Source organism: Sphingobium sp. SG1, assembly GCF_057063145.1.
Map to the genome: position 1 here is coordinate 1 of NZ_JBVVOJ010000047.1, position 5,498 is coordinate 5,498.

A 5,498-nucleotide genomic window follows, 5' to 3' on the forward strand; every position below is an offset into this window, starting at 1 on the left:
AAACCAAAGAGTCCTACCTCGGCTTCGTCAATCTCGTCTCAGCCCTGCAATGGATACCCTTTGTCCACGAAACCTAGAATGAATTCGCGTTTGCGCCGACGTTCCGCTGCTTCGCTTATGATCCAGTCCACCAGCTTCGTCGCACCAAGCGTCAGCATCACACCGATGATCACCCCAGCAAACGCAAGCCAATCCTTGGCCTCAATGTTGGAACCAACACTCCGCACGACGATATAGACCGCAACCACCGTCAAGCCGGTGATGCCGCCTACCAGCGCTTCCGTTCCCCGCGCTTTCAAGTCCATGACGCTTTCCCCCGCTTCATCATCCTGGTCAGCTAACAGCTTTCCAAGCGTCGGGCGATATTAGAGGTTGGCCGGATGATTAGGATCGACGGGATAGCCGTCCAGGTCAGCAGAACTGTCCCAGCCACCCTTTTCCTGGCGCTGCTTTGCCGACGAATGACACGACGCACATAGCGATTGCAGGTCGCCATTCCAGAAGGCCTGGACATCGCCACGATGCGCCACGACATGGTCGGCTACCGTCGCCGCCACGGTTAGGCCGCCAGCAAGGCAACGGCGGCACAACGGTTCAGCCGTGATCTGCGCCAACCGCGTGGACCGCCATTGGCGCGAATTGTAGAGGTGATGATGTCGGCTCACAGAGCCGGGCCACCTGGAAGACCGGGCAGGATACCGGGCTGCATATGGGCGAGGTCGAAATACCGGATCAGCCGGTCGGACAGCGCATACAGAGCGTCACGTCGCTCAGCCTCGGTATGGTCGGGATTCCACTGCATCATCTCTTCGACGATCACTTGGGCGACCCTATGGGTGGTCGGCTTAATCATGCGATTTCAGCCGTTTAAAGCCTGCTACAGCACTGATCGAAGCCAGGGCAACAATGCCGAGGGTTGCTAGGAAAGCGGTGCCTGACAGGCCGTAAAACGCGATTGCGAGGGGTGCGGGGAAGCGATCTGCATACGAGACCAAAGCGGCGCCAATCAACGAAGACAGGTTGCCGAGCAGAAGTAGAAGGAAGGCGTCACGAATATCTTTCATGACGCCTATTTAGGTCGGAAATTTCTTCGCCGATCAGATTGGATCAGCAAATCATCGCGTGGTTATTGGGGTGAAACAGTGCCCACAGCAGCGACCGGGGTGGCTGCGGGGGCTGGCGCTGTGGCAGGCGCCGAGACAGCAGCGGTTGCGGTTCGCGTAAACACGGCTTCATCGATCTTGTCCCAAGCCGCCTTATAGGTGACGGGGTCAAAGATGGGCTTGTCTTCCGCCGAAGATCGGCCCCAAGCACCAGAAATATTCTTCGAGTTGACGAAATTCAACCGGACGCGGGCGGTGCCACCAGGCATCTGCTCGACGAACGCGGTGACCTTCGTGTTACCCGACCCCTGCTGACTGGCAAGCGCATCGAGAAAACTCGTCTTGTTCTTCATAGGCGAAGCCGCCGTAATGAAGCCACTGGCTAGGTCGGCGTTACCAAGCTGGTAACCCAAATCCTGCAAAACGCTGACGATCGAGGCAAAAAGCACTTCTTTGCTCGTCTCGTATTCGTGGGATTGCAGCGCCTGGATTTCCATCGGCGTCAGTTCCGGCTTCTTTTTCGCGTTGGCAGCCGGTGCCATGGCCACCGCAAAACCTGCTGCGATAAAAGCGAGTTTCTTCATTTTTGCCCCCAATTAGAAATCGCTGGTGCGGCTGCGGAAATCGCTAACCACATCCGCTTTGTCGAACTTGATGATCAAAGTCATAGTCCGGGACGACTGCGCGAAACCATCCGCACTCTTGCTTTGACCAGCGAGCAAAATCGTCCAATAGCTCGACGACGATGACGACTGCGAAACGGTCGCCATACGTTGATAGGACCAAACTTCCTGGCCCGCGCCATCGCGCGTAGTAATGTTCGGCGAACCGAATTTTTCGAGAACTTCGGCCTTCGTGGTCGTCCCGACCTTCAGGTTCATCTGAACGTTACCTTGGGTAAGTTCACTGTTGCGCTGGTCAACCGGACCAGGCGCAGTGGCGCAGCCAGCCAAAGCGGCAAACGCGGCAACGCATAAAATTCTCATGATTAACCCCCGCATGAAATGCCGCGACGAAATAGTCTGTCGCGGTCGCCGGAGCAATATCGATATATTTCACAACGGATCGCTAACCGTGATCGTCATCACAGACATATCTAAAATAGCTAAGGATGCGGCGATGATGGTTGGACGGCCCCAACCGCTGAAACAGCACGACCGGGGTAACGACCGCGCCTGCGGGACCGCCCGACTTCCCACTATCCCTCGGACGCCCCCGAGTCAAAAAATTGGCCCGACCAGGGAGCGGATCGGGCCAGCTATTATTCGCCGCTGCTGAATCCGGAACGCCGGGAAAATGGCGATCTCTTGTGCAGCCGGTTTGCGCCATAGGTGCGAAGATTGGGTTAACCCTAGCGAGGTGAAGATCGTTTTTTTTTAATACTCGACCGTAAACGATCGCAGTTTGAATGTAATAATTTACGCGAAGGTAACAGACCATTCATAAGCAAGGTGCGCATTTGAAAGGAAAATCATGCGCCGTTTTGCAATTCTGGCCCTATCAGTCACTCTCTTCAATACCGCCGCCCACGCGCAAAATAGCATCTCGGACCGCCTTCAAATGCTGTCTTCGAGAATCAATTCTGATCTGCCGTATAAGTCGCAATGGGGCACCGTGACGGGAACTCGCGTTGAAGGCAACGTTCTGGTCTTCAATGCTACAATCACGCCAGCATTTGAGCGAACAGTAGGCCACAACGGCGTGTTGGAGGACTTCAGAAAAACAACCTGCGAAAATCCGGAGTTTCGGCGCATCATCGAAGGCTACGGCGTGACGTTTCGCATGATCGCCACATCAAAAAATATGACCTACACATCTGATGCGAACAAACAGACATGCGTAGGAGCGTTCGGGTCAATCTTCCCGTAGGTTGTCAGTGCGACGTGGAGCGTTCGGGTCGGGTTCGCACCGCCGCGCGACAGAGGGCTTCTGTCGTCCGCCTATTTTCGAACGCCCTTTATTTAGCCTCGCCGCGCACCATCCGCGCACCAGCGTCGTCAATGGCGGAATTCGGCAGGATCGGCACAGTCAGGCGGTCGCGGACGGACTGGTCACGGAAAGTCATGTAGCGAAGCTGGTAACCAGGAAGCGGCCGGGCCAGCCCCATTTTGCACCAAGTCGTGCGGGTTCGATATTCGTGCGGAACGTCTAGATCGGCGCATAGCTGTCGAACGGTCTCGCCGGACCAATGGGCCTCCAGGGTCATGGCTGCATATCGACGGCCGACTGTCGGGAACTCGTAAATCGTTCGGTTCGGTCGGATTCCGGACAGTTCCCAGCCGCTGGCGCGGTAGATCGTGCCATCACCGCATTGCGTGCCATCGGCGAACGTCAGCAGCCATTCGATGTTGGGATATTGGCGAAAGATCAGCTTGCGCGCCATCGCCAGACATCGCGATTCCGAATTTCGCGGAAGACGATCGTCAAACGCCATCCGGTTCAATTCGAGCATGTCATACCAGTTGGTATCGCGAACCAGTGGCAGCACCTTCGACTTATCCATGGGCGGGCCGAACGACATCACACCAAGGCAATCGGGGCCAACAAACGCCCCCAGGTGAAGGCACGAATTTCGCACCCATTTTCCGCTATAATGAAGCCGCGCGACCATGGCGTTCGCATCCTTCGACGCGATCGGCATTAGCCGAATGTCTTTGGCTGAAATGGTCATTTCGTGGGGCGCGGGCCGGACGGCAGGATCGGCCAATCGATCGGGGTGATGGTTCGCATCAGATATTTATGCGAGGGCCTTTTGTTGCCAAAATGTTCTCCTGTATAATCGTGGGATGAATCGCGATGACCACCGTCGATACGAGCGCAACCGGGCCGACGATCTCCACAAACTGGTCGCTGGGGGATTCGCGGTGCGGATTGGTTGCAAGCGGTGCAAGGCCGAACGAACGGTCGAGGCTAAACCGCTGCTCGCGTTGTTCGTGGCGCATCGCTGGGAAACCAATCTGATCGCCGCGTCGAATAGGCTGCGCTGCCGGTCCTGCGGTGCAAAATGGGCATGGTTACAGGCCCACGATGGCGCGCCGGACAGCCCGTCGATCGGCCCGACAACCGACGAAGAATATAAACGGCTGCTCGCTAGGCTGCGACGATGAACAGATGACAAGCATCGTCATACTTCGCGCGTATTATGATGGATTAACCGGTCGATAATCATCATCTGCGAGACACCCCTTCAAATCCAACGATTCAAGGGGTTAATCGTGATCAAGTTCATCATTTGCGCGGCATCTGTTGCTGTTGCCGCTCCCGCTCTCGCCCAGGACGCCTCTAATTTCGAAGGCGGAAAAGCCGGTATCGTGCTGGGCTACGACACGGTGAATTTTGATTATGGTTACGATGTCGATGCTTCGGAAAGCGGAATGCTTTACGGCGTCACGGCGGGCTATGACTTCGCCCTCGGCAACAGCGGCGCGATCTTTGGTATCGAAGCAGAGGCCTCGGATTCCACAACGAAAACCTCCGCGCGCGATATCCTTTTCGACGGCGACAAGCTCTCTCTCCTAGCTGACCGCGACCTATATGTCGGTGCGCGCCTGGGCTTCGCGGTAGCTCCGAATCTGCTGCTTTATGCCAAGGGCGGCTACACCAACGCACGCCTCAAGCTTCGCTATTCGCTGGACGGTGATAGCGCCAGCATCGGCGACAATATCGACGGCTATCGTGTCGGCGGCGGCGCGGAATTCACCAATGGCTCGAACTTCGCACGCCTCGAATATCGTTATTCTGACTACGGTAAGTATGTGTATCGCGAGGGCGACATTGAACTCGACACCGGCGTCAAAATGTCGCGCCACCAGGTCGCAGTTACTGGAGGTTTTCGTTTCTGACGTTATAGCGCTCTAGCGACCCGCCCGAAAAACGACGGTTTCAAGGGCATTATGGCCTCGATCATCCTAAATGGTCGGGGCCATTTTCATTACGCCCCTTAAACATCTGAAAATTCGGCCTATATCACCCTGCTGAAGAGGGAGATGTTATGGCTGATAACAAGGAAAAGGCGTGGCACGCCGGTTACGACGCGGGCGCAAATAGGGAGCCAGAAACTGCCAACCCCTACAAGGGCGAGTCCGAATACTACGCTTGGCTCGACGGATGGAAAAAGGGCATCGACCCAGACTTCGACGAGAAAGACTGAACCAATGGAGTGGCCCTGACTGTCGAGAGATAATCAGGGCCATTTTCGTTTCAGGCAGGCAACCGGGCATAGATCAGCCCCTGGTCACGATCGACCCGCTCCACAATGGCCTGTTGGTGGCGCGACGGGAAAAAGATCGACGCACCTGCCACGAGGCGTTCGGGCAGATGATCTGCCCCCCGCTGAGTGGCCCAGAGACTATGATAGTCTGGACCGCGAAAGGGACATTGAATGCCGAGCAAGAA

Annotated in this window: 12 protein-coding genes; 4 read left to right on the top strand and 8 right to left on the bottom strand. The window is 56.2% G+C overall.

Features of this window, described 5'->3' with window-relative positions; all coding sequences use genetic code 11:
- Window positions 1–38: 38 nt before the first annotated feature.
- From AC0KVN_RS27260 to AC0KVN_RS27285, 6 genes are all read right to left on the bottom strand, one after another.
- The gene (locus AC0KVN_RS27260; protein ID WP_483656765.1) at window positions 39–305 is read right to left on the bottom strand and encodes a hypothetical protein; all 267 of its coding nucleotides are present in this window, start codon (window positions 303–305) and stop codon (window positions 39–41) included.
- Between the two features lie 60 nt (window positions 306–365).
- Window positions 366–557, bottom strand: coding sequence for a hypothetical protein (locus tag AC0KVN_RS27265; RefSeq protein ID WP_483656766.1), 192 nt, complete (start codon window positions 555–557; stop codon window positions 366–368).
- 104 nt (window positions 558–661) lie between these two features.
- A complete protein-coding gene (locus tag AC0KVN_RS27270; RefSeq protein WP_483656768.1) occupies window positions 662–853 on the bottom strand; it encodes a hypothetical protein in 192 nt (63 codons plus the stop codon).
- Complete coding sequence (locus AC0KVN_RS27275) at window positions 846–1,064, bottom strand: hypothetical protein (RefSeq protein WP_483656770.1); 219 nt, start codon at window positions 1,062–1,064, stop codon at window positions 846–848. The genes AC0KVN_RS27270 and AC0KVN_RS27275 overlap by 8 nt, the downstream gene beginning before the upstream one ends.
- Before the next feature lie 62 nt (window positions 1,065–1,126).
- Complete coding sequence (locus tag AC0KVN_RS27280; RefSeq protein WP_483656772.1) at window positions 1,127–1,687, bottom strand: hypothetical protein; 561 nt, start codon at window positions 1,685–1,687, stop codon at window positions 1,127–1,129.
- 12 nt (window positions 1,688–1,699) lie between these two features.
- Window positions 1,700–2,089 (bottom strand): hypothetical protein, encoded by a 390-nt coding sequence (locus AC0KVN_RS27285; RefSeq protein ID WP_483656774.1) that lies wholly within the window; start codon window positions 2,087–2,089, stop codon window positions 1,700–1,702.
- A gap of 487 nt (window positions 2,090–2,576) precedes the next feature.
- Here AC0KVN_RS27285 and AC0KVN_RS27290 point away from each other — a divergent pair, with 487 nt between their 5' ends.
- Window positions 2,577–2,972, top strand: a complete 396-nt coding sequence (locus AC0KVN_RS27290; RefSeq protein ID WP_483656775.1) for a hypothetical protein — start codon at window positions 2,577–2,579, stop codon at window positions 2,970–2,972.
- 88 nt (window positions 2,973–3,060) lie between these two features.
- On the opposite strand, the gene AC0KVN_RS27295 is transcribed toward AC0KVN_RS27290, so the two are convergent.
- Window positions 3,061–3,744 (bottom strand): Mom family adenine methylcarbamoylation protein, encoded by a 684-nt coding sequence (locus AC0KVN_RS27295; RefSeq protein WP_483656776.1) that lies wholly within the window; start codon window positions 3,742–3,744, stop codon window positions 3,061–3,063.
- 145 nt (window positions 3,745–3,889) lie between these two features.
- Here AC0KVN_RS27295 and AC0KVN_RS27300 point away from each other — a divergent pair, with 145 nt between their 5' ends.
- The 3 genes from AC0KVN_RS27300 to AC0KVN_RS27310 all read left to right on the top strand — a co-directional run bounded on the left by AC0KVN_RS27300 (window position 3,890) and on the right by AC0KVN_RS27310 (window position 5,253).
- Window positions 3,890–4,210 (top strand): hypothetical protein, encoded by a 321-nt coding sequence (locus AC0KVN_RS27300; RefSeq protein WP_483656777.1) that lies wholly within the window; start codon window positions 3,890–3,892, stop codon window positions 4,208–4,210.
- Window positions 4,211–4,318: 108 nt separating this feature from the next.
- The gene (locus AC0KVN_RS27305) at window positions 4,319–4,945 is read left to right on the top strand and encodes an outer membrane protein (RefSeq protein WP_483656778.1); all 627 of its coding nucleotides are present in this window, start codon (window positions 4,319–4,321) and stop codon (window positions 4,943–4,945) included.
- A gap of 149 nt (window positions 4,946–5,094) precedes the next feature.
- Window positions 5,095–5,253: a ribosome modulation factor gene (locus tag AC0KVN_RS27310; RefSeq protein ID WP_483656779.1), complete on the top strand. Its 159-nt coding sequence runs from the start codon at window positions 5,095–5,097 to the stop codon at window positions 5,251–5,253.
- 50 nt (window positions 5,254–5,303) lie between these two features.
- Here the strand turns inward: AC0KVN_RS27310 and AC0KVN_RS27315 are convergent.
- Window positions 5,304–5,498: hypothetical protein (locus AC0KVN_RS27315; RefSeq protein ID WP_483656780.1), on the bottom strand; the 195-nt coding region annotated here is incomplete at its 5' end.

Excerpts from the sequence above, each read along its gene's own strand:
- AC0KVN_RS27260 (WP_483656765.1), bottom strand. The coding sequence starts at position 305 with ATGGACTTGAAAGCGCGGGGAACGGAAGCGCTGGTAGGCGGCATCACC.
- AC0KVN_RS27275 (WP_483656770.1), bottom strand. The coding sequence starts at position 1,064 with ATGAAAGATATTCGTGACGCCTTCCTTCTACTTCTGCTCGGCAACCTG.
- AC0KVN_RS27310 (WP_483656779.1), top strand. The coding sequence starts at position 5,095 with ATGGCTGATAACAAGGAAAAGGCGTGGCACGCCGGTTACGACGCGGGC.
- AC0KVN_RS27285 (WP_483656774.1), bottom strand. The coding sequence starts at position 2,089 with ATGAGAATTTTATGCGTTGCCGCGTTTGCCGCTTTGGCTGGCTGCGCC.
- AC0KVN_RS27290 (WP_483656775.1), top strand. The coding sequence starts at position 2,577 with ATGCGCCGTTTTGCAATTCTGGCCCTATCAGTCACTCTCTTCAATACC.
- AC0KVN_RS27270 (WP_483656768.1), bottom strand. The coding sequence starts at position 853 with ATGATTAAGCCGACCACCCATAGGGTCGCCCAAGTGATCGTCGAAGAG.
- AC0KVN_RS27280 (WP_483656772.1), bottom strand. The coding sequence starts at position 1,687 with ATGAAGAAACTCGCTTTTATCGCAGCAGGTTTTGCGGTGGCCATGGCA.
- AC0KVN_RS27300 (WP_483656777.1), top strand. The coding sequence starts at position 3,890 with ATGAATCGCGATGACCACCGTCGATACGAGCGCAACCGGGCCGACGAT.
- AC0KVN_RS27295 (WP_483656776.1), bottom strand. The coding sequence starts at position 3,744 with ATGCCGATCGCGTCGAAGGATGCGAACGCCATGGTCGCGCGGCTTCAT.